This is a genomic window from Pseudomonas sp. (assembly GCF_033723075.1).
Taxonomy (GTDB): domain Bacteria; phylum Pseudomonadota; class Gammaproteobacteria; order Pseudomonadales; family Pseudomonadaceae; genus Aquipseudomonas.
This window is the reverse complement of sequence record NZ_JAWVXU010000001.1, coordinates 289,102-309,445: the sequence shown is the minus strand read 5'-3', so window position 1 is coordinate 309,445 and position 20,344 is coordinate 289,102. Positions and strand designations below refer to the sequence as shown.

Sequence of the window (20,344 nt, the reverse complement as noted above, 5' to 3'; positions counted from 1 at the left end):
GATCCGTCGCTCCGGCTCCATGTGCGCTCCGCTCAACAACCAACAAGGACGAACCGCGCATGCACCGCCTGGTCTGGCTCCGCGATCATATGCAGTACAGCGACACCCTGGCGCAGTGGCTGCATCGACAGTTCACCTACGAATTCGCTGAGCAGCCGTTGGCCGACTGGCAGCGTGAGTTCGCCGAGGGGCAGGACAACGGTGAGTGGCAATGCCTGATCGCCCTCGAGAATGGCCAACTCCTCGGTGGCGCAGCACTCGCCGCCAACGACCTGCCCGCACGCCCGGATCTGGGCCCCTGGCTCGCCTGCGTCTTCATCGCCCCGCAGGCAAGAAAGCGAGGCCTGGCGGCACAGCTGATCGCAGGCATCTGCGCCGAAGCAAAGGCCCACGGCACCGCGCGGCTCTACCTGCATACCCACGATCGCAGCGACTACTACGCGAAGCGCGGCTGGCAGGTGCTGGAGTCTTTCCAGGCCTGGGGCAAGGAGCAGTGGTTGATGATGCGGGATCTTTGATCCGTTCGGGTTCGAAAGCAAAGCGGCAAACGTCATGCGTTTGCGGCGAAGTATTGGTCGTCCGCGGGTGCATGTTCCGCCTTTGCGACCGCGGACTTGCGGCCTCGCCGCGTATTACCGACGACGCCACCTGGATCGATTGCTGAGCACCGGCAGTGCAGGTCAGGCCTTCAATGCAGCTTCGATCGCCGCGATGTCGATCTTTCTCATCGCCATCATGGCTTCGAGCGCGCGCTTGGCCGCCGCTCGACCAGGATTGGCTATCGCCGCCGTCAATACGCGTGGGGTGATCTGCCACGACAGCCCCCACTTGTCCTTGCACCAGCCGCATGCACTTTCCTCGCCGCCGTTGCCGACAATCGCGTTCCACAAGCGATCCGTTTCGGCTTGGTCGTCGGTGGCAATCTGGAGCGAGAACGCCTCGTTGTGCTTGAACGCCGGGCCCCCATTCAGGCCGAGAAGGGGATACCCATCAGCGTGAACTCGACCGTCAGGACATCGCCTTGTTTGCCGGCCGGATAGTCGCCAGGCGCGCGATGGATTGCGCCTACCGCGCTGTCCGGGAACGTCTCGGCGTAGAAGGTCGCAGCATCCAGCGCGCTGCCGTCGTACCAGAGGCAAATCGTATTTTTGCTGATCATCCTGGCTCTCCACGATTAGGGTTGGGACCGATACCTGCAGTCTCGCCGCGCAGGCAGCCGGCCTACTTATCGGCAACTGGAGTACCCGCCGTTGCCGGAGCGTCAGCTGGCGTTTCACCAGTTGGTCCGGCGTGCTGCGAATTTCACCCACTCGACGAGCGCAACACCGACGCCGCCTGCGTCATGAACCGGCGAATCGAACTCGAACTCACGCACCGCCGGGCGCCGCGTCACCGCGCTGCTGCGCCAGCCAGTCGCGCGGGGCGCAGCCCATGCGCGCGCGGAAGGCGCGCGCCAGCGCGTTCGGGCTGCCGTAGCCGACGCGGTCGGCCACCACCGCCATCGGCCGCCCCTGCTTGAGCAGGGTGCAACTGACGTTGATCCGCCAGTCGGCCAGATAGTCGCCTGGGGTGACGCCCACCCTGTCCTTGAACGCGGCGGCGAAGCGCGCGCGTGACATGCCCGCCTGCGCCGCCAGCGCCTCGAGCGACCACGCGGTCTGCGGCGCATCGTGCATGGCGGTGATGGCGCGCGCGAGTTTCGGGTCGGCCAGCCCCGCCAGCAGTCCGGTGGCGCCAAGCCGCCCATCCATCAGATAACGCAGCAACTGGATCAGTAGCAACTCGCACAAACGGTCGATGGCCGCCTGCCGACCGCACTGATCGCGCTCGGCTTCGGCAAACAGCAGCTCTAGCGTCGGCCCGAGGCCGGGCAAGTCCGCCAGTGGAATCAGCAGCATCGACGGCAAGGCCATGGCCAACGGATTGCCCGTCGAAGCGCCCAGATCGACCTCCGCACACAACAGCTCAGCGGTATCGCCAAGGGCGGCGACAAAACGATGCGACACCACGCGCGGATAAAACAACAGGCTCGGTTCGGTAACCAGCAGGTCCTCATGCACCGACGAACGCGCGGTGATCGGGCCGCGCCGCAGCAGATGGATATAGCCATGCGGCGCCGCGTAATGATGCTGCCCGCAGAAGGCACCGCTGTGAAAAACCCGCGCCGAGAGCGAGTAGTGCCGGAGCAAGCCCGCCAGTCGATCCGCCATTCCAGCCTCCATACAAGACGATAGGTTACGTATTTGATACTTAATGTGCCCTATCGTACCAAGCAAAAAACGATTATGGCCACGTGCTCTTGCACCTCACCCACTACGGAGATAGCCATGACCCAGATCGCCCCCCTGACCCTCGACACCGCTGACGCCGCCACCGCCGCCACACTCAAGGCCGTCAAAGCCAAGCTCGGCATGGTGCCGAACCTGTTCGCCACGCTGGCCCACGCGCCGGCGGCGCTCAACGGCTACCTCGGCCTGTCCGAAACACTGGGCACCGGCCGCCTGAGTGCCGCCCAGCGCGAAATAGTCGCGCTCGCTGCCGGCCAAGCCAACCGCTGCCAGTACTGCCTGAGCGCACACAGCCTGATCGGCAAAGGTGCCGGACTGTCGGCAGAGGCCATCGCCGCGGCCCGCACAGGCCAGGCCGCCAACGCACTCGACGATGCAATCGCCGGCTTTGCCCGCGCGCTGGTCGAGCAACGCGGCCTGGTGTCGGCCGACGCCATGGCCAACTACCGCCGCGCGGGGCTCGACGACGGCCTGATACTGGAGGTGATCGCCAACGTCGCGCTGAACACGCTCACCAACTACACCAACCACATCGCCGACACCACGGTGGACTTCCCCGTGGTCGCCGTCTGATCTCTCCATAGGCATATAAGGAGAACACGATGAAAATCGCACTCACCGGCGCGCTGCTCGCCAGCGCCCTCGTCCTGCCACTGGCCGTCACGGCCGGCGACTTTTCGCCCTATGTGGACAGCCAGGGCGGCATCAGCCGCCCCACAGACTTCCGCACAAACTTCGTCCACCTGGGCTCATATGCGGTGTTGGACGAAAAATCCGCCGCTCGTGGCCTGCACGATGTGTACACCGAAAAGGCCTCGGCCGAGCACTACCGCAAGACCGGCAAGTTCCTGGACGGCGCCACGCTGGTGAAAGAGATCCGCAAGCTCGAAACCAGCGCCATGACCACCGGCGACCCTGTGGTCTGGGGTTCCGATGCGGCCGTGTGGTTCGTGATGGTCAAGGACGCCAAAGGCCGTTTCGCCAGCAACCCCTTGTGGGGCGACGGCTGGGGCTGGGCGCTGTTCAAGGCCGACACCCCCGCCAAGAATGTCGCCGTCAGCTACCAAGCCGACTGCATGGGCTGCCATGTGCCGGCGGCCAAGACCGACCGGGTATTCATCCAGGGCTATCCGACACTGACCCCGCACTGACTGGCTGCGGGTTACGCCTCGCGCAGGATGGCGACTCCGTCCTGCGCGAGCCGCCATGCCGCCACCCGACACCTTTCTGGGCGACGTCCGCGCCTGCACGCGGAGTCGGAATGGCAGGAATGGGGACAGCGATCAGCTGCGCTTCTACTAAATTGTTTTAATCGTTCAAGCCCAAACCGTGCTCCCCTTTTGTCTTCCGGCCAAGCCACGGCCCGGATGTGCGCTGCCAGGCCGCAGCAGCCCTGGCTTGGCTCGAACGGCGCACTGCACTATGCTCGGGCAATCCAAGTGAATGCCAGCCAACCCCGCCTATCCGGCAAGGACCGCCGTTACTCCCTGTGTTTTTAGCCATGCAGTCGCCAGCCTCGTTGTGCGCAGGGGAGGGCGGTAGCGTGTCTGTCGCAGTCAGGAGCCTTTACTCGCAGGCCGGTCTGAGCCAGGCATGAGCATCGACCCCGCCCAACTCAGCGGCTAGCGCCATGGATGGCAACGAACGAAGTAGCGAATCCAGTGCCAAGAGAGTGGCTGCAATTGCACCGCGCTGTAATGACGCAAAGGACGCGCCGCATGCAACTGCTCGCGCAGACGGGGCTTGGAGGTTGAACTGTCCGTGTAGGCTCCCGGAAACTGTTTTTTCATACAATGGTAACGGTAGAGCAGAATGCGGAAGTCAAGCGAATACAGGAAGAAACCTGTCGCGCTGGTATGACGTTTTGATTTGTAGGGCTTTACGGTTTTCAGAAGGCCAAATTGGTGCGTGCTTATGCAGAACTCACTACCATCGGATTAACGAAGAATTACATCTAATCACTTTTAGCCGAAAGCAGTTGTATTAAAGGGATTTATGAGAACCAGAGACGCTGAAGAAACGGACCTAGAAACATTATTGGTACTGAATGAGCAAATAGGTACTTTTCATTTCGAGAATGCACCAGAAGCATTTATAAAGCCTTCTGCCGCTGACAAAGAGTTTTTACAAAATGCTCTGCGTGATAAATCAAGGCTGTTTTTGGTAGCAGAAATAGAGAGTAAAGTTGTAGGGTTTCTAACGGCAATAATCACTAAAAACGAAACAATACCATTTCTAGTTAGCTGTCCGATATGTCGTGTAGGGACGATCGTCGTTGACGAAAAATGTCGTGCTTCAGGCGTTGGTACAGAACTCATGTCGGCATGTAGCAAATGGGCTGCCTCGCAAGGTGCCGAGCAAATCAGACTAGAGGTTATGGCCTTTAACCAATCAGCACAAAATTTTTATGAGAAGCTAGGTTTTAAAAATCACTCGCACATCATGTGCAAACTTATCGGCTAACAATTGGTTCAAATCGTTCGCTTCGCTCACTGGGACGGGCTAAAGCCCGCCCCTTAACCAAACGTTAGGCCCCAAGATGAAGCCATGCGATGTTGTCCAAGTCATTGCGCTTCGAGACGATCGCTTTTCAAAATCAAGCGTAGATTACCAACGCAACCCTTGCATAGGCGACGTTGGAACAATTATTGAGGTGTGCTCACACCCAGAGCCAGCATTCGAGGTTGAATGCTTTGGTAATAAATAATGGAGTTGCTATCTGGCTTGCAGCAATTTATTCAGAAGAGCTACAGCTTAGTGCTCAAAATTAAGTATGCATCGAGCCTAACAAATGGTTAAAACCGTTCGCTGCGCTCACTGGGCGGGCTAAAGCCCGCTCCTTAACCAAACGTTATGCGTGAGGTGTTCATGTCGAGAGTTGTTGAAATTCCTGTCCCGGACAACAGCAGCCTGTTTTGCCAACTGAAAAAAACTGACTTTTGCGATGCGTATCGAGTATCACTAAGCAAGCCGCAACTCAGCGTTCACGACGCCTACATCGCAGTATTCAGGGACCCTCCAAGCTGGGTAAATACTCTTATGTCGGTGCGCGGAGTTATCGCTACTGTATTTGGCCTAAAACATGAAGCCAGTGGTGGTTTTCTGGAAGAAAACTATCAAGTCGGTCAGCGTATAGGTCTGTTTACAGTCCAGTCCATCACAACCAATGAACTCATCGTAGGCGACAACGATACACACCTCGACTTCAGGATTTCAGTTTTAAAATCATCAATTCAAGGCATTGAAACGGTAACGGTTTCAACGGCCGTTGAAATCCACAACAGGGTTGGCCGGCTTTACATGCTACTAGTGAAGCCATTTCATCGGTTTATTGCGAGGTTAATGCTTCAACGAGCCGCAAATGCGGGTCGTCTGTAAGGTCACGCATAATAAGCTGTTCAAATCGTTCGCTTCGCTCACTAGGACCGGGCTAGAGCCCGTCCCTTAACCAAGCGTTATACGCACCAAAAGTTGTGGGGGTAAATAAATTTAATGAGACATGACCTAAGAGACAAAATTGTCGGGGTGTGTGCGAAGAAAATACTTGCCAAGGGTGAGTCGGTAGGTGTTTCATTTTATGCGTTCTTCGCAAACAAGAATGATGACCCCGCGCTTCTTATGGAGGCAGCGACATGGTGGATAAAAACCCACAAGCTAGACCATTTCGAAAAGGCTAGTAAAATCAAGGGCATGGTTGAGGCAGGGCTCTGATAAGTGCGGCACATCCCCAGACCATTAAGTACGCTCACTCGGGACTGCGTTCTGCAGCCCTTAACCAAACGCTATGCCTATCAATCTGAAACGGAGTTGTATACATGGAAGTAGTAAATAATCTGGCGCCTGATGAATGTGGTGGGATGGAAGACATTCGCAGAGAGATTGATCTTCTTGACCAGGCTGTTATAAAAATTCTGGGTTTGCGTTTCAAATATGTTTTGGCTGCGTCCAGGTTCAAAAAATCAGCAACATCTGTGCGTGCGCCCGAACGTTTCAAGGCTATGTTGACCAAGCGTCGAGAGTGGGCCGAATCTGAAGGCCTAAGCCCGGATGCAATCGAGCGACTCTACACTGATTTGGTAAATCACTTCATCGAAGAAGAAATGAATCGGTGGAAGTCTCATCAGACAAGAGCATAGCAAGCGGTTCAAGCCGTTCGCTGCGTTCACTCGGGACGGGTGAAAGCCCGGCCTTTAACGAAACGTTAGCCATGAGCAGGAGGTCCGATGAGCCTGAAGCAACATTTTGATTTGCTGGCTTCCTATAATCAGTGGATGAATTCAAAGGTTTATGAAGCTGCGGGCCAGCTCTCTGCAACAAGTCTCGCTGAAGATCGCGGCGCCTTTTTCGGTTCCATTCTGGGTACCTTGAATCACATCGTTGTTGGTGACACCATCTGGCTCAAGCGGTTTGCTACACACCCGTCGTGCTTAACTTCTTTACGAGAGGTTGCAGACCTTCCGGACCCAGCCAGCCTGAAACAGATCATGTTTGCTGATTTCAGCAGCTTGTATAAACACCGTAACTGGTTGGACGGCAAAATTATCAACTGGATCGGTGAGCTCTCCGAGGGTGATATGGATTACGTTCTCAACTACCACAATACCCAAGGAGTGTCCGCGAGCAAGTGCTATTCAAACCTGCTTCTACATTTCTTCCATCACCATACTCACCATCGGGGGCAGGTTTCTACTTTGTTATCACAGGCAGGGGTGGATATTGGGGTTACAGATTTATTGGTATTGATTCCAGAGGCATCTCAGGTATAACCAGTCGCTGTTGTCGGACAATTCTTCCACCGCTTCGCGGCTGCAAAATTGCCGCAAGCTCAGCGTTAGCCTTAGGAGGTATTCAATGGAATATGAGGCACTGAACTTCGAAAACAAGCTTGCTCTGTTTGACGAGCAATGGACGCCAAAAGTCATCGCTGAGATGAATGACTATCAGTTTAAAGTAGTTAAGATCGAAGGTGATTTTGTCTGGCATGATCATAAGGACACAGACGAAACCTTTATAGTGCTGGACGGAAATCTACGAATTGATTTTCGTGATGGTCATGTGAATTTATCGAAAGGTGAGATGTACGTAGTTCCAAAGGGCAAGGAGCACAAACCTTTCGCCGCGAGTGAAGTGAAGCTCTTGCTCATTGAGCCCCGCGGTGTATTGAATACTGGGCACGAAGACGGTGACCGTACTGCTCAAAATAATGTTTGGATTTGATAACAGCTAACAAGACGCTCAAATCGTTCGCTTCGCGCACGGGGACCGGCTAAAGCCCGTCCCTTGACCAAACATTAGGGACTAAGGACGAACCATGGATGAGGCAGTTTATTGGTACGCGGTAGCGTCAGTGCTGCTGTTTTTGAAGATGTTTGCCGTCTCCGCATATCAGGGGTTTCATCGAATCGGGCAACTGACCTTCAAGACCCCCGAGGATGCCGCCTTCGTCGGGCGGGAGGCCTCCAGAGAGGAGCTGCCTCAGGTTCAGAGAGCGGCCAGAGCCTGGTTGAATGATCTTGAAAATATCCCAATGTTTCTGGGGCTGGGTGTTGCTTATATTCTGGTTGGCGCGTCTCCGGACTCGGCCGCTTGGCTCTTCTTGATATTTACGGGGACCCGCTATTTGCACACATTATTTTACCTGGGCGGATTTCAGCCTTGGCGAACGGTGGCGTATGCGGTCGGGGGTGGTGTGTATGTTCGTAATGTGCATGCAGATTCTGGTGGCGCTTCCCTAGCAATTACAGGCACGGCTACGGCATTGCGGCTTCGCCTCCGTTGCGCAGTCGCGCGTGCTGTTGGCGTCAGCTTTCTCTTTCAGTTCAACGTAAATCACAAGGAATAAAAATGAAAGGTAGTTGCTTATGTGGTGCAGTTGAGTACGAAGTCGACTCAATCGATATGCCTATTGGGCACTGTCACTGCACCACCTGCAGAAAGGCACATGCCGCCTTGGCATGCTCAAGCGCCGGAGTGCAACGAGTCAATTTTCGTTGGTTAAAAGGCCAAGGTAAGCTTTCTACCTTTGAATCATCACCCGGTAAATTGCGCCACTTCTGCTCAGTTTGCGGCTCTCACCTGGTAGCCGAACGCCCTCATCAATCCCATGTGATTGTCCGCGTAGCAACGCTTGATGAAGATCCAGGTGTCATCCCGCAAACCCATATCTGGACATCACAGGATGTCCCATGGCTTAAATATGAAGGTGTTCCAGCATACCCGGAATGGCAACCCAGTCGCGCGTGAAAACTCTCGCGAGTGGTTCAAGTCGTTCGCTTCGCCTACTGGGCGAGCACCGCGTTATGTTCTACCCCAGCCCACGGAAGGCCTTATGAAAAAAAATGCATTGCCGTTAACCGTATTGATTGCATTTACGGCGTACACGGTGTTTTCAATGTCGCAGGCAGAGCAGTCGCTTGTTCAGTTTGGCCTTCAACTCATGTCCAGCCTGGATACCGCGCAAGTGGTAATCGATCTTTATATTCTGGCTGCGCTTGCCTGCGTCTGGATGTACCACGACAACAAATCAAGCGGCAAGTCATTCGCCGCTGTAATTCCATACCTTCTCATCACCGCTATTTTCGTCTCAATTGGCCCGCTGCTTTACCTTGTGGTCAGAGGCTTTGCAAAGCGGTCCCGCACAGCTAAACCATAACGAACGGCTCTAATCGCTCCAATTAATGACGGCATCAGTCGCTGTGAATTTGTATTTCGCCGCGTGCTGTACGATGCGTCATTGGCCGTGGTGTCGCTCTTGATTTGCTCGCGTTAACCGCCAGGCAATGCGCGCCATCAGCCTGATCGGCACCCCGAAACCTAAATCTAATTTCGCCGCAGGAGAAGAATCCTGGGCACCATCAACGCGCAGGTCCGCCCATAGCAGCCTAGGCTTGGGGGATTGCACTTGGATTTCGCCTATGAACACCAGCGACAGGTCTACGACACCCGCATCCGCCTCTGTGCGGCGTCCGCAGTTCTGGCGGGTGGCCAAGCGCTGTTGCCAGATTGCCGGCACGGTGGATGTGGCATTTTTCTTCCTTTTTCATGTCCTCGGTTCTCCCTTGTTGGCCTGGGTCAATGTCATCAGTGTTTCCATGTACATCCTGGCGTACCAGGCGCTGGCCAGGCGTCGCAATCGGCTGGCCATTGCGCTGATCTGGTCGGAGGTCATCGTCCACGCCGCTTTGGGCACGCTGTTGATCGGCTGGGGCAGTGGCTTTCACTACTATCTATTTATGTTCATTCCGGCGCTGTTTCTCAGCATGCCGCTGCGCGGCGCCCTTGTGGCGTTGGTCTCACTGTGGGCGTTTTACGTGACGCTGGATGTCGTCATGTGGACTGTCGAACCGCTGCAGCCGATTTCCCGCGACGCCTTGCTGGCCGTGCACCTGTTCAATCTGAGCGTGGTATTCGCCATGTTCAGTTACTTGTCGTTCTTCTACCTGAAGATCGTCAGTTCGGCACATCGCAAGCTGCGCGAAATGGCGGCCACCGACCCGCTGACGAGGCTGTTCAACCGCCGGCATATGCTCGATTTGGCCGAGAAGGAGCTGGCACGTTTCCAGCGCAGCCGGCATCCCATCGGGCTGCTGTTGCTGGATATCGATCACTTCAAGTCCATCAACGACAACCACGGCCACGAGGTCGGCGACAAGGTGCTGGTGGACGTGGCGAACGTCATCAAGACGGAGCTGCGCAGCCAGGATCTGATTGCGCGCTGGGGCGGCGAGGAGTTTCTGGCAATTCTTCCGGATACCGGCCTGGAGCAGGCGCGGGCGAGTGCCGAGCGGGTCCGGCTGGCGCTGATGCAGCAGCGCTGGTGTTTCGACGGCCAGCCCGTCGCGGTCACCATCAGTGTGGGTGTCAGCGAATTCCACGAGGACGATGGGCTAACAAGCGCCATCAACCGTGCCGACAGAGCGCTTTACCGCTGCAAGGGTAATGGTCGCAACCGGGTCGAGGTGTGCCTCGGTAGTGAAGAAACCGTTTCGGCCGCTCTGCCAGTCCCCTAGGACGAGAGGTAAAGCGCGCATCGTCGCGGATGGCCCGGTTGCTGTGGTGTCAGGTTGATGGGGGGGGGGGGGCAACACCGCAACCGGACCAACAGCGCGCTCCTGCAGAACAAGGGTGATCCACTAGGCTCCCAGTCATCAGGTCAATATAAATTATAACTAACTGAATGTAATAGATATTATTAGGTTGTGCTGCAGTACCAAACCGCTGGTTTACCTGTCGTCGGCTCCCGTCCTGAAGGTGTCTTGACCGCATGCAGTATTCGCTATTGCTTGGTGTCGCGTTATTTAGCTTGTGTTCCAGTCTGGCCGTTGCCGGCCAGGGCCGTCTGTTGGCCACTGGTGGGGCGAGCAGTCTGGAAGGTGCGGCGGGCGCCGGAATCACCCCGTGGGCGGTACTTGCCGGATATGGCGAGCGCGGCGAGTGGGGTGGCGATGTATTCGCCACTCGGGTGGTAACGGCCGACTACCGCCTGGATGCCGCGGGTGTGGCGGCGTCGTTCGACAACCGGGTGGAGCTGTCTTATGCCCGCCAGCGCTTCGATCTGGGCAACCTGGCTCGCGACCTGAATCTGCCGCAGAACAGCTTGAGCCAGGATATCTTCGGGGTAAAAGTGCGGCTGTTCGGCGATCTGATATACGAGCAGTTGCCCCAGGTGTCCCTCGGTATTCAGCATAAGAGGCAGAAGGATTTCCTCATTCCAGGCCTGGTCGGTGCCCAGCGCAGCGAGGACAGCGAAGGCTATCTCGCGGCCAGCCGGCTGATCCTTGGTGGCGCCTTCGGCTATAACCTGTTGCTCAACGGTGGCCTGCGCTACAGCCGGGCCAATGAGCTGGGCCTGCTCGGCTTCGGCGGCGACCGCCGCGACCGACATTCGGTGCTCAAGGAGGGTTCGATCGCCGTGCTGCTCGACCGTCACTGGGCGGTCGGCGTCGAGTACCGCGAGAAGCCGGACAACCTGAGCTTCGCGGGCGAGAGCGATTGGGCTGACCTGTTTCTCGGTTACTTCCCGAGCAAGAATCTGGCGGTGGTGCTGGCGTACGCGCGCCTTGGCGAGATCGCCAGTCTGGATGGCCAGAACGGTGCCTATCTGTCGATACAGGGGAGCTTCTAAGTGCGCATTCTGCTGCTGGCCCTGGCGTTGAGTCTGGCCGCCTGCGCCCAGCGCGCGCCAACCGATGACAGCCTTTACCGCGCCTTGGGCGAGCAGGTGGGCATCACCCGCATCGTCGAAGGTATGTTGCTCAACATCGCGCGTGACCAGCGCATTGTTCGCCACTTCGAGAACATCGATATCGTGCGTCTGCGCGACAAGTTGGTCGAACAGATTTGTGTCGAGGCCGGCGGCCCCTGTACCTACAGCGGCGACAGCATGGAAGAAAGCCACAAAGGCCAGAACCTCACGCCCGGCGACTTCAATGCCCTGGTAGAAAATCTGCGGGACGCGATGGCCGCCGAGGGCGTTGCTCAGCCCGCGCAGAACCGCTTGCTGGCCCGCCTGGCGCCGATGCGCGGGCAGGTGATCGATCGCTAATCTCGCCAGCACTCAAGGGCCTTATACCGAGAAGGTTGGGGCTCGCAGCCTAGGTTAACCGCGCGCTTGCCGAGCGCCGCGTACCCTGGCACAGCGTCCGCGACGGTCGACTTTGACTGATATTGCAATGCTGGCAAGACACTGGTGGGAGGGCCGGGCGGCGTTCCGCTTTAGCCGCGACAGCCGTGATCAAGAGCGCCGCGCGCCAGCGCCGCTAAAGCGCCTCCCACGCTCAATGCAAGTGCTCCGGTTCGCCGGCCACTCCCCATGGTCAGCCCCTGAATCCTGTTGATGCTTGCAGGTGTGATTTATGTTTGCGCACCCAAAAGATTCATAAAGGCGACATGTCGCCCTATTGCGGTGACTTGGCTGCTGCTAGAGTGCTGCCCCCATTTCAGTGAGCGACCGTATGAGCACGGTCAATCGAGGGCAGTCCCATGAGCGAATCCGTAGACCATTTTCTGGCCCGCCTCAAGCACCGCGACCCCGACCAGCCTGAGTTCCACCAGGCGGTAGAGGAGGTGTTGCGCAGCCTCTGGCCGTTTCTCCAGGCCAACCCGCGCTACCTGCAGGGTGGCATTGTCGAGCGCATGGTCGAACCCGAACGGGCCATCCTGTTCCGGGTGCCGTGGGTCGACGACCAGGGGCGGGTGCAGGTCAACCGTGGCTATCGGGTACAGATGAGCAGCGCCATCGGCCCCTACAAGGGCGGCCTGCGTTTCCATCCCTCGGTGAACCTGGGCATGCTCAAGTTTCTCGCCTTCGAGCAGGTGTTCAAGAACTCGCTGACCTCGCTGCCGATGGGCGGCGGCAAGGGCGGCTCGGACTTCGACCCCAAGGGCAAGAGCGACCACGAAGTGATGCGCTTCTGCCAGTCGTTCATGAGCGAGCTGTACCGGCATATCGGTGCCGACCTCGACGTGCCGGCGGGTGACATCGGCGTGGGTGCCCGTGAGATCGGCTATATGTACGGCCAGTACAAGCGCCTGTCCAACCAGTTCAGTTCGGTGCTGACCGGCAAGGGCATGGCCTACGGCGGCAGCCTGATCCGTCCGGAAGCCACCGGTTTCGGCTGCGTGTATTTCGCCGAGGAAATGCTCAAGGGCCGTGGCCGGACCATCGATGACCTGCGTGTGGCTATTTCCGGTTCCGGCAACGTGGCGCAGTACGCCGCGCGCAAGGTGATGGATCTGGGCGGCAAGGTGATTTCGCTGTCCGACTCCGAAGGAACCCTGTACGCAGAGGCCGGCCTCAGCGAGGAGCAGTGGCAGCATCTGATGGAACTGAAGAACCTGCGTCGCGGGCGGCTCAGCGATATGGCCGCGCAGTTCGGTCTGTCGTTCATCGCCGGCCGGCGCCCGTGGCACCTGCCATGCGATGTCGCGCTGCCATGCGCCACGCAGAACGAACTGAACGCCGACGACGCCCGCAGCCTGCTGAAGAACGGCTGCTTTTGCGTGGCCGAAGGTGCCAACATGCCCTCGACCCTGGACGCCGTGGACCTGTTCATCGAGGCCAAGATTCTCTACGCCCCGGGCAAGGCGTCCAACGCTGGCGGCGTGGCGGTCAGTGGCCTGGAAATGAGCCAAAACGCCATGCGCCTGCACTGGACGGCTGGCGAGGTGGACGAGCGCCTGCACGCCATCATGCAGTCGATCCACCATGCCTGCATCGGCTACGGCACCGAGCCGAGTGGCTTCGTCAACTACGTCAAAGGCGCCAATATCGCCGGCTTCGTCAAAGTCGCCGATGCCATGCTGGCGCAGGGCGTGGTTTGAACCTAGTGGGGCCATTCACCGTCGGCTGACAGTACCGGGATGGGCGGCCACGATCTTCGCGGCACTACGGCGCGGATGAATCCTGGTCACCTGTCTCTGGGCTTTTATCTGTGCGTTAACGTACGCAGTCAGGCCCCCCTGGGACTATCCTGTGCAGTAGGCACACGTCATTGCCCTGATCTTCATCCTTAACGGTGGCCGCCATGTCCGCGATGCCCGCGCCGCAGCAAAACCACCTTCTGGCTGCCTTGCCGGCCGAAGTGCAGCAGCGACTGTTCCTCAATCTCGAGCTGATACCCCTGCCGCTCGGCAAGATCTTGTATGAGTCCGGGGACTCCTTGCGCCACGTCTATTTTCCGACCGACGCCATAGTCTCGTTGCTCTATGTGATGGAAAACGGCGCGTCGGCGGAGATCTCCGTGGTGGGCAATGAAGGCCTGATTGGCATCGCCGTGTTCATGGGCGGCGAAAGCACCCCGAGCCGTGCGGTCGTGCAGAGTGCCGGCTACGCCTTCCGCCTGCTGGGCAAGCAGTTCACGGCCGAGGTCAATCGTCATGGTGAGATGCTGCACCTGATGCTGCGCTATACCCAGGCGCTGCTGACGCAAATGGCGCAGACGGCCGTGTGCAATCGACACCATTCGATTGATCAACAGCTGTGTCGCTGGCTGCTGTTGTCGCTGGATCGCCTGCCAGGCGACCAGTTGACCATGACCCAGGAACTGATCGCCAACATGCTTGGCGTACGCCGCGAAGGCGTTACCGACGCCGCCGGCAAGTTGCAGAAACTCGGCGTGATCGAATACAGCCGTGGGCATATCAAGGTGCTGGATAGGCCCAGGCTCGAGCAGCTGAGTTGCGAGTGTTATGCCGTGGTCAAGAAAGAAACCGATCGCCTGCTGCACTACATGCCCGCGCGCCAGGGCAGCCAGCTCAGCCGCTGAGGCGGCGGGGCGAGCCTGTCGCCCCCGCCGCCGGCCGCTTCACCCCTGGGCGGATCGCATCACTGTTCCTGCCAGTCCAGATCACAACAGAAGACATAGAGCGTGCCGCCTACCTTGACCGTCTGCGAGACCGTGATGCACATGCGCGAATCGGCGACGGACAGATAGGGGCGGCTGATCTGAATGACCCCCGGCTGCTTCAGCGCCCGGTAGTGGTAGTGCTTGTGCGACCAGTTGGCGTTGTCGCCGCATAGCAGGGGCGCGAAGCGCGCATTCAGCTGCTGCTGGTAGTGCGGGGCATAGACATTGGGCGAGACTTGATAACCTGCTTCGTTGAGCAGATAACAGCGCACCGTGCGCGGGTCGCTGAAGAGCACGCCGCAGCTGTGGTCAAACCGCTGGCTGGCGGCAAAATGCGCCACGGCCTGGTGAAACAGGTCTTCTATTGCGCGCGCATAGTGCTGCAGGTCGGCGCTGCGTTTGACGTTTTGCCACTGCTGGCCGCGCAGCAGGTTATCGAAGGTAGTGGCAAAGCCCTGCTCGGCATCGATGCGTGCCTGGGGTCTGGCGAAATAGAAGCCCTGGATCATGTCGGCGTTGGCGGCAATGGCCACCAGGGCCTCGTGTTCGCTTTCCACGCCTTCCACGACCACCAGGCTGCCGGCCTCGTGCAGCAGGCTGACGATGCCGGTGAGAATCCGCTCCACCCGGCGGGAAGTGCCGGCGTCCTGGATCAGGCGGCGGTCGATCTTGACGATGTCGGGGTTCAGGTCCCAGATGCGGTCGAAGTTGGAATGCCCTGCGCCGAAGTCATCGATGGCGATCAGGCAACCCAGCTGGCGGAAGTGGCTGATGAACCGCTTCAGTTGGGCATGGTCGCTGACTTCGCTTTCAATGATCTCGATCACCAGGCGATGTGCGGCAATGCCGCTGGCCTGCAGCAGGTTGCGGGTAAAACCGATGTCCGGTTGCTCGCTGACCAGGTACTGCGAGTTCAAGTTGAGAAACAGCCAGGCCTGACCCGTGGCCTGGCGCGCAAAGTTGTGCACATGCAGGGACCGGCAGGTGCGGTCCAGCTCGAGGCTTTCCCGGCCATTGCTCGGCATCGCCAGCAGGGTTGCCGGCGACTCCGCTGTGCCATCGGCATGCCTGGCGCGAATCAGCCCTTCGTAGCCCACCGCCCGGCCGTGGGCGATACTGAAAATCGGCTGGAAATGGCTGGTCAGTGACAGACCGCGATAGCGGCTGGCAATCATCGGCTCGCTCGGCAGGCCGTGGATTGGCGGGCGGGCTGCTGCTTTATCGTCGTAGGGCAGCGACTGGACGGTCGTGAGCATCTGCTGTTCCTTAGCGGGGCTGTAACTGAGCCAGCGCCGCATCGACCAGGGCCAGCAGTTCGTCGATGGCTTGGCTGGCGCGTTGGAAGTAGCTCTTGGCGGCTATCACGGGGCGTTCCTGGCCGAGCAGCTCCTGTTGTATGCAGCGCAGAAAATCCGCCACTACCTGTTCGCCATGCTCCAGGCGCATCCCCTTGGCCTGCGGGTGCTCGGTGGCATGGCGCTGCAGGGTGGCGAAGGCCGTGCCGGCCAGCAGCTCGATCTTCTGGTAGAGAAAGCGCATCCGCACGCGCTGCTCGGCACTGCTCTGGCCGGCCGCCGCGATGCCGGTGCCCAGGGCGCGCGCCTGGCCCGCCCATTCTGCCGCCTGAACCACCTCGCGCCAGATGCAGGGCAGGTAGCCGAGCTCGGCACGGCCCTCGCTCAGGTCGATTTCGCTGGCCACATCCTCCATCAGAAAGATGCTGTTGCGGATGATCAGGTGGTGTTGCGCCAGGTTGTTCGCCGGGTCGCTGCTGCGCCCTTCGCGCATCCGCGACCAGTGATCGATCAGGCTGTGCCAGGCGTCCCGGTGCGTGCTGTCGAGTTCCTCGGCCGCGTGGATATGCCGGTCCAGCCCCTGGCGTGCAACGGCCAGATCCTGACTCAGGCTGGCATCGCCGCAGAGCACGCCATTGCTCAGGCCGCGATGACGCTGAAAGCCGGAGATCAGCGCGCGTAACAAGGCCAGTTGCTGAATGTTCAACTGGATATGCTGGCGCCTCTGCCGCTGCAGGCGTCGGTGCAGGCCGTAGAACAGCAGGCTGGTGATGAGCAGGGCGGTGGCGCTGGCGAGGAGGAGGGGGGATCCATTCATGTTGATTATCCTGTCAGGTGAGCCAGATGGTGGGCAATGGTGCGCGCCTGATCGGCGGCCAGCAGGTTGTCGGCATTGCCCTGACGGACGCGATCGGCCAGTTCGGCGATTTCCGCCACGGCCTTGCCCTGTTGCTCGGTACTGACCGCGACCTGGTCCACCTGCTCGGTCAATTGCAGGGTGCGCTGTTGCACCTGATCGAGCAGGGTGCGCACCGCTTCTGAGCTGTGGGCACTGCGATGGGCCAGATTGGTCAGATCGGACACCTGCACCGTGGCATCCTTGATGTGCTGTTGCACCGATTCGATGTTGCGACTGATTTCGGCCGCCGACTCCTGGCTGTGCAGGGCCAAACGGCGTACTTCATCGGCCACCACGGCGAAGCCGCGGCCGCTCTCGCCCGCGCGCGCCGCTTCGATGGCGGCATTCAGGGCGAGCAAGTTGGTTTGCGAGGCAATCGCGCGGATGGTGCCGGACATTTCATTGATGGTGCGCGAGTTGCTGTTCAGTTGCAGGATCAGGTCATTGGTGGTGATGGCTTGCTGCGCCATCTCGGACACCTGTTGCACCAGATTGGTGAGCTGCCCGATCCCCTCGGCCAACTGTTCGCTGGCCATGACGCTGGTCTGCCGCGACTCATCGGCCAGCGCCGCCACCTGCACAATGCTCACATTCAGTTGTTCCACCGCCGCTGCCGCGACAGTGGCCGACTCGCTTTGCCCCTCGGCGTTACGGGTCACCAGCGCGGCGCTTTGCTCGAGTTCGTGTGAGGAGTGGGATATTTCATCCAGGCGCTGCTGCAACAGCTGTTGCTGGCGCTGCTCGCGGTTCAGCCACTGTTGAAACCCGCGGCTGACCGGCTGTAGCAACGGCCACTGGCCAGCGCTGACGGGTTCCTGGGCACCATGCTGGGCGGAGTCTTCACAGTAGCGTTGCAACTGCCCGATCTCCTGCAGCAGCAGCCACAGGCTGGCAATGGCCAGGTAGGCCAGCACTGCCCACAGCGGCCCCGCAGGCAGGGTCGGCGCAGCCAGTGCGGCGCCGCCGCCTGCCAGGGTAATCGCCAGCAGCGTGCGCAGCATGCCGACGATGCCGAGTTCGCGCAGCAGCAGGAATGCAGGGTAGGTAAGCCACTTCATGTGCCTGAATCTCCAACGCGGTAGCGCAAAAAAAGCGCCTGAAACCTCTGCGAAATAGCCGCAGCGGGTTCAGGCGCCTTTGCCTTGCAGGAGCGAATCCTGCTGATGTGACTTGTTTGAAAGCAAGAGTGATGCCAGGGACTATCGGTGTTGTTCACGGTGGCAGTCGGCACCCCATGAGGACAACAGATCACTCGTCGTGCTGGCGCATGACGAGACGCCTTCAATCGCGCGACTTGTTGGTTCTCGGCCGTTCGTTAGTTAGCGTGTGCCCAGTTCGCGGGCGTGGGGATTTTCCATCAGCGCTTTCGGGCCGGACAGGTTGATCACTGCGGCCCCTTCGCCGAGGTGGTGGCGAATATCGCTGGCGAGGGCGGCAGCATAGGTGGCGCGGTGCTCTTCGGCGGTCGGCCACTGTCGCTGGGGGCTTGGACCCGCGAAGACTGCCCCGAAGCGTTCTGCTGCTATCGCAGGCCGGAGCAGTGCGGAGTCCGGCAGGGGTTCAGAACCAGCGGTCGTTGCGCTTGCGGCCCCGGGTCATGGCCGGCAGGATCAGCCCGAGGAGCAGACCGGCGCCGGCGATGCTGGCGCCATAGATCAGGTAGCGCATCAATAGCTGATTGTTCTCATCGCCCAGGCGTGCCTGCGCGGTGCGAAGCTCGGATTGGGTCGCGGTCAGCTCGACGTCCAGGGCTTTGCGGTGCGCTTGCAGTTCCTCGATCAACGCTTTGCGCGTGTCCAGCGTTTCCTGCAGGCCCTGGATTCGGGTCTTCCAGCTGTCGTCGATAGTCTTGAGCTGGCCGCTGAGCTCGGCCACTTGCTGCTCCAGTTGCGGCAAACGCTCGGCCTGGCCGGGCATGTCCTGCAGGTCCCTGCTGGGAATCCAGACGCTGCTGCCGGCCTCGCTGCGGACCTGGCTGTAGTCGCCTTGGGTACTGATCAGCTCGACCTTCTGTCCGGACGTTAGGGTGCCGACTATGCGATAGCCGTCAGTCGGGCCGCTGCGTACATAGGTGTTCAGACTGTCGCTGACCCAGCGCTCATTGCCGGCGGCCTCCTGGGCATGGACCGGGCTGCAGACGGCGAGCAAGGCGCCGAGCAGGCCGGCAGCCAAGGCGCGGCGCCGCGCACTGAGCTGAAGGCTGGCAAGACGAGAGGCAAGTGCAGGCAGATAACGAGATAAGGACATGATGACTTCACATATAAAGAGGAAAAGATAAGGCTCCGATGGCCGAGCAGTAAACGCTGGAGCAATAGACTGATAAGGCCCTGCCAGCAAGCCGTAGCGACGGCTTTTGCAGATCGCGGCTTGCTGGGGAGAGACCCTACTCCCGGGAGGGGCTCCTGGCCCGTTGTGCCATCCCAAGATGACAGACACTTCGAGTTGCCTCGGGTTCACTTACGGGCCCGAGGCTTGGCTGTTTCCTGCAGCTAGCCGGCAGGGAGGTATTTTGCCAGATGCTCAGGATCCCATCTGTGACGGGCTGCAAAGGGGAGGGTGCGAGGCACGCCAGGCAGAAACTGCGTGAAACGGGCGGCGGCGACTGGCAGAGCGCGACCGACTGCAGCCCTTCATGCCCTGCAGTGGCAGTCGCGCGCCAGGGTCAGCATTCCGGCTGGCGGGCGCGGCTCCTCGGTGAAGAAGGGCGCTTCATCGACGCTCGGCTGGGGCCCGCGCCGGCTTGCTGCTTGCGCCCTGAGGTCGCTTGGCGACCATTGACCCTTGAGCTAATGAAGCGCAACCGTGCACTCCGCTATCCTAGGAGTAGCCGAGCAGTCGATATGAGGTTGAGCCATGAGCCACAAACACCAGAGCCTCCTGCACTCGATTTTCCAGGGGCCGTTGCCCAGCAACGTCCACTGGCGTGAGGTCGAGTCTTTGCTGCATCACCTCGGTGCCACCATCGAACCTATTCTCGGTGCGCGTTTTCGTGTGGTGTTGAACCAGCACGAGTTCTTTCTGCACCATCCGCACCACAGCAATGTGTGCAGCAGGCAGGAAATCAAGCACCTGCGCGAAAGCCTGGTCAGTGCCGGCATGACCCCGGGGGTCTATGACGAGAAGTTCGGCTGAGCGCGGCGCCGCAGTGGGCGAGAGTTTTTTCACCGCCGCTCAGAGCGCATTGATGGAGACGGGAACAGGCATGGCGCGTTGGTTGATGATTGCCGGCATGATGCTGTTGCTGCTCGGTGCGCTGTTGCATTTCGCGCCCTGGCTGCTGCACTGGTTCGGCCGCTTGCCGGGCGACATCCGCATCGAATCGCCACGCGGCCGGGTATTCATCCCGCTGACTTCGATGCTGCTGGTCAGCATCGTCCTGAGCCTGCTGATCAACCTGTTCAGGCGTTAGCAGGCTGTCGGACCATCTCGAGCAGTCCGCGGTCCGTAGGGCGCACTCGTCGCAGGCAGTGCGCCGTGGTTCATCGGCGCGGTACACATTCGGCGGGTTGTCGCGGC

24 protein-coding genes and 1 pseudogene are annotated in these 20,344 nt (G+C 59.5%); 19 read left to right on the top strand and 6 right to left on the bottom strand.

What is annotated here, in order from left to right; translation table 11 throughout:
* Window positions 1-59: 59 nt before the first annotated feature.
* Complete coding sequence (locus R3355_RS01495) at window positions 60-518, top strand: GNAT family N-acetyltransferase (RefSeq protein ID WP_318959761.1); 459 nt, start codon at window positions 60-62, stop codon at window positions 516-518.
* A gap of 162 nt (window positions 519-680) precedes the next feature.
* Here the strand turns inward: R3355_RS01495 and R3355_RS01490 are convergent.
* Window positions 681-1,159, bottom strand: a pseudogene (locus R3355_RS01490) (VOC family protein).
* A gap of 208 nt (window positions 1,160-1,367) precedes the next feature.
* On the bottom strand, window positions 1,368-2,210 hold the full coding sequence (locus R3355_RS01485; RefSeq protein ID WP_318959760.1) for an AraC family transcriptional regulator: 843 nt from the start codon (window positions 2,208-2,210) through the stop codon (window positions 1,368-1,370).
* 117 nt (window positions 2,211-2,327) lie between these two features.
* Between R3355_RS01485 and R3355_RS01480 the strand changes: the two genes are divergently transcribed.
* The 16 genes from R3355_RS01480 to R3355_RS01405 all read left to right on the top strand — a co-directional run bounded on the left by R3355_RS01480 (window position 2,328) and on the right by R3355_RS01405 (window position 14,554).
* A complete protein-coding gene (locus R3355_RS01480) occupies window positions 2,328-2,861 on the top strand; it encodes a peroxidase-related enzyme (RefSeq protein ID WP_318959759.1) in 534 nt (177 codons plus the stop codon).
* A gap of 29 nt (window positions 2,862-2,890) precedes the next feature.
* Window positions 2,891-3,439, top strand: coding sequence for a cytochrome P460 family protein (locus tag R3355_RS01475; protein WP_318959758.1), 549 nt, complete (start codon window positions 2,891-2,893; stop codon window positions 3,437-3,439).
* A gap of 844 nt (window positions 3,440-4,283) precedes the next feature.
* Window positions 4,284-4,751, top strand: a complete 468-nt coding sequence (locus R3355_RS01470; RefSeq protein WP_318959757.1) for a GNAT family N-acetyltransferase — start codon at window positions 4,284-4,286, stop codon at window positions 4,749-4,751.
* A gap of 390 nt (window positions 4,752-5,141) precedes the next feature.
* A complete protein-coding gene (locus tag R3355_RS01465) occupies window positions 5,142-5,666 on the top strand; it encodes a DUF2867 domain-containing protein (protein WP_318959756.1) in 525 nt (174 codons plus the stop codon).
* Between the two features lie 114 nt (window positions 5,667-5,780).
* Window positions 5,781-5,999, top strand: coding sequence for a DUF6500 family protein (locus tag R3355_RS01460; protein ID WP_318959755.1), 219 nt, complete (start codon window positions 5,781-5,783; stop codon window positions 5,997-5,999).
* A 104-nt stretch (window positions 6,000-6,103) separates the two neighbouring features.
* Complete coding sequence (locus tag R3355_RS01455; protein ID WP_318959754.1) at window positions 6,104-6,424, top strand: isochorismate lyase; 321 nt, start codon at window positions 6,104-6,106, stop codon at window positions 6,422-6,424.
* Window positions 6,425-6,511: 87 nt separating this feature from the next.
* Window positions 6,512-7,054 (top strand): DinB family protein, encoded by a 543-nt coding sequence (locus R3355_RS01450; protein WP_318959753.1) that lies wholly within the window; start codon window positions 6,512-6,514, stop codon window positions 7,052-7,054.
* 85 nt (window positions 7,055-7,139) lie between these two features.
* Entirely contained in the window at window positions 7,140-7,505 is a 366-nt protein-coding gene (locus R3355_RS01445) for a cupin domain-containing protein (RefSeq protein WP_318959752.1), read from the top strand.
* Window positions 7,506-7,599: 94 nt separating this feature from the next.
* Window positions 7,600-8,130 (top strand): MAPEG family protein, encoded by a 531-nt coding sequence (locus R3355_RS01440; protein WP_318959751.1) that lies wholly within the window; start codon window positions 7,600-7,602, stop codon window positions 8,128-8,130.
* 2 nt (window positions 8,131-8,132) lie between these two features.
* Window positions 8,133-8,531: a GFA family protein gene (locus R3355_RS01435; RefSeq protein WP_318959750.1), complete on the top strand. Its 399-nt coding sequence runs from the start codon at window positions 8,133-8,135 to the stop codon at window positions 8,529-8,531.
* 85 nt (window positions 8,532-8,616) lie between these two features.
* Window positions 8,617-8,940 carry a DUF2834 domain-containing protein gene (locus R3355_RS01430; protein WP_318959749.1) on the top strand — a complete coding sequence of 108 codons (324 nt, stop codon included), beginning with the start codon at window positions 8,617-8,619 and terminating at the stop codon, window positions 8,938-8,940.
* Between the two features lie 127 nt (window positions 8,941-9,067).
* Window positions 9,068-10,297 (top strand): diguanylate cyclase, encoded by a 1,230-nt coding sequence (locus R3355_RS01425; protein WP_318959748.1) that lies wholly within the window; start codon window positions 9,068-9,070, stop codon window positions 10,295-10,297.
* A 254-nt stretch (window positions 10,298-10,551) separates the two neighbouring features.
* Window positions 10,552-11,412 (top strand): DUF3034 family protein, encoded by an 861-nt coding sequence (locus tag R3355_RS01420; protein WP_318959747.1) that lies wholly within the window; start codon window positions 10,552-10,554, stop codon window positions 11,410-11,412.
* Window positions 11,413-11,832: a group 1 truncated hemoglobin gene (locus tag R3355_RS01415; RefSeq protein ID WP_318959746.1), complete on the top strand. Its 420-nt coding sequence runs from the start codon at window positions 11,413-11,415 to the stop codon at window positions 11,830-11,832.
* A gap of 437 nt (window positions 11,833-12,269) precedes the next feature.
* On the top strand, window positions 12,270-13,610 hold the full coding sequence (gdhA, locus tag R3355_RS01410; RefSeq protein ID WP_318959745.1) for an NADP-specific glutamate dehydrogenase: 1,341 nt from the start codon (window positions 12,270-12,272) through the stop codon (window positions 13,608-13,610).
* A 203-nt stretch (window positions 13,611-13,813) separates the two neighbouring features.
* Window positions 13,814-14,554: a Crp/Fnr family transcriptional regulator gene (locus tag R3355_RS01405; protein ID WP_318959744.1), complete on the top strand. Its 741-nt coding sequence runs from the start codon at window positions 13,814-13,816 to the stop codon at window positions 14,552-14,554.
* A 59-nt stretch (window positions 14,555-14,613) separates the two neighbouring features.
* Here the strand turns inward: R3355_RS01405 and R3355_RS01400 are convergent, their stop codons facing one another.
* The 4 genes from R3355_RS01400 to R3355_RS01385 form a co-directional block, all read right to left on the bottom strand.
* Window positions 14,614-15,891 (bottom strand): EAL domain-containing protein, encoded by a 1,278-nt coding sequence (locus R3355_RS01400; RefSeq protein ID WP_318959743.1) that lies wholly within the window; start codon window positions 15,889-15,891, stop codon window positions 14,614-14,616.
* 10 nt (window positions 15,892-15,901) lie between these two features.
* A complete protein-coding gene (locus R3355_RS01395; RefSeq protein ID WP_318959742.1) occupies window positions 15,902-16,747 on the bottom strand; it encodes a nitrate- and nitrite sensing domain-containing protein in 846 nt (281 codons plus the stop codon).
* Between the two features lie 5 nt (window positions 16,748-16,752).
* Window positions 16,753-17,364 carry a methyl-accepting chemotaxis protein gene (locus R3355_RS24255; protein ID WP_413243475.1) on the bottom strand — a complete coding sequence of 204 codons (612 nt, stop codon included), beginning with the start codon at window positions 17,362-17,364 and terminating at the stop codon, window positions 16,753-16,755.
* Window positions 17,365-18,388: 1,024 nt separating this feature from the next.
* A complete protein-coding gene (locus R3355_RS01385) occupies window positions 18,389-19,075 on the bottom strand; it encodes a TIGR04211 family SH3 domain-containing protein (protein WP_318959740.1) in 687 nt (228 codons plus the stop codon).
* A 606-nt stretch (window positions 19,076-19,681) separates the two neighbouring features.
* Here R3355_RS01385 and R3355_RS01380 point away from each other — a divergent pair.
* Together R3355_RS01380 and R3355_RS01375 are read left to right on the top strand one after the other, a co-directional pair.
* Window positions 19,682-19,960 (top strand): hypothetical protein, encoded by a 279-nt coding sequence (locus R3355_RS01380; protein ID WP_318959739.1) that lies wholly within the window; start codon window positions 19,682-19,684, stop codon window positions 19,958-19,960.
* 70 nt (window positions 19,961-20,030) lie between these two features.
* Window positions 20,031-20,237 carry a DUF2905 family protein gene (locus tag R3355_RS01375; protein WP_318949977.1) on the top strand — a complete coding sequence of 69 codons (207 nt, stop codon included), beginning with the start codon at window positions 20,031-20,033 and terminating at the stop codon, window positions 20,235-20,237.
* Window positions 20,238-20,344 lie beyond the last annotated feature (107 nt).

What these genes read in the sequence shown, in the direction of transcription:
- R3355_RS01425 (WP_318959748.1), top strand. Translation starts at nt 9,068, where the DNA reads ATGCGCGCCATCAGCCTGATCGGCACCCCGAAACCTAAATCTAATTTC.
- gdhA (WP_318959745.1), top strand. Translation starts at nt 12,270, where the DNA reads ATGAGCGAATCCGTAGACCATTTTCTGGCCCGCCTCAAGCACCGCGAC.
- R3355_RS01435 (WP_318959750.1), top strand. Translation starts at nt 8,133, where the DNA reads ATGAAAGGTAGTTGCTTATGTGGTGCAGTTGAGTACGAAGTCGACTCA.
- R3355_RS01495 (WP_318959761.1), top strand. Translation starts at nt 60, where the DNA reads ATGCACCGCCTGGTCTGGCTCCGCGATCATATGCAGTACAGCGACACC.
- R3355_RS01395 (WP_318959742.1), bottom strand. Translation starts at nt 16,747, where the DNA reads ATGAATGGATCCCCCCTCCTCCTCGCCAGCGCCACCGCCCTGCTCATC.
- R3355_RS01440 (WP_318959751.1), top strand. Translation starts at nt 7,600, where the DNA reads ATGGATGAGGCAGTTTATTGGTACGCGGTAGCGTCAGTGCTGCTGTTT.
- R3355_RS01445 (WP_318959752.1), top strand. Translation starts at nt 7,140, where the DNA reads ATGGAATATGAGGCACTGAACTTCGAAAACAAGCTTGCTCTGTTTGAC.
- R3355_RS01455 (WP_318959754.1), top strand. Translation starts at nt 6,104, where the DNA reads ATGGAAGTAGTAAATAATCTGGCGCCTGATGAATGTGGTGGGATGGAA.
- R3355_RS01460 (WP_318959755.1), top strand. Translation starts at nt 5,781, where the DNA reads ATGAGACATGACCTAAGAGACAAAATTGTCGGGGTGTGTGCGAAGAAA.
- R3355_RS01470 (WP_318959757.1), top strand. Translation starts at nt 4,284, where the DNA reads ATGAGAACCAGAGACGCTGAAGAAACGGACCTAGAAACATTATTGGTA.
- R3355_RS01475 (WP_318959758.1), top strand. Translation starts at nt 2,891, where the DNA reads ATGAAAATCGCACTCACCGGCGCGCTGCTCGCCAGCGCCCTCGTCCTG.
- R3355_RS01375 (WP_318949977.1), top strand. Translation starts at nt 20,031, where the DNA reads ATGGCGCGTTGGTTGATGATTGCCGGCATGATGCTGTTGCTGCTCGGT.
- R3355_RS01430 (WP_318959749.1), top strand. Translation starts at nt 8,617, where the DNA reads ATGAAAAAAAATGCATTGCCGTTAACCGTATTGATTGCATTTACGGCG.
- R3355_RS01420 (WP_318959747.1), top strand. Translation starts at nt 10,552, where the DNA reads ATGCAGTATTCGCTATTGCTTGGTGTCGCGTTATTTAGCTTGTGTTCC.
- R3355_RS01400 (WP_318959743.1), bottom strand. Translation starts at nt 15,891, where the DNA reads ATGCTCACGACCGTCCAGTCGCTGCCCTACGACGATAAAGCAGCAGCC.
- R3355_RS01485 (WP_318959760.1), bottom strand. Translation starts at nt 2,210, where the DNA reads ATGGCGGATCGACTGGCGGGCTTGCTCCGGCACTACTCGCTCTCGGCG.
- R3355_RS01450 (WP_318959753.1), top strand. Translation starts at nt 6,512, where the DNA reads ATGAGCCTGAAGCAACATTTTGATTTGCTGGCTTCCTATAATCAGTGG.
- R3355_RS01465 (WP_318959756.1), top strand. Translation starts at nt 5,142, where the DNA reads ATGCGTGAGGTGTTCATGTCGAGAGTTGTTGAAATTCCTGTCCCGGAC.
- R3355_RS01405 (WP_318959744.1), top strand. Translation starts at nt 13,814, where the DNA reads ATGTCCGCGATGCCCGCGCCGCAGCAAAACCACCTTCTGGCTGCCTTG.
- R3355_RS01480 (WP_318959759.1), top strand. Translation starts at nt 2,328, where the DNA reads ATGACCCAGATCGCCCCCCTGACCCTCGACACCGCTGACGCCGCCACC.
- R3355_RS01380 (WP_318959739.1), top strand. Translation starts at nt 19,682, where the DNA reads ATGAGCCACAAACACCAGAGCCTCCTGCACTCGATTTTCCAGGGGCCG.
- R3355_RS01385 (WP_318959740.1), bottom strand. Translation starts at nt 19,075, where the DNA reads ATGTCCTTATCTCGTTATCTGCCTGCACTTGCCTCTCGTCTTGCCAGC.
- R3355_RS24255 (WP_413243475.1), bottom strand. Translation starts at nt 17,364, where the DNA reads ATGGCCAGCGAACAGTTGGCCGAGGGGATCGGGCAGCTCACCAATCTG.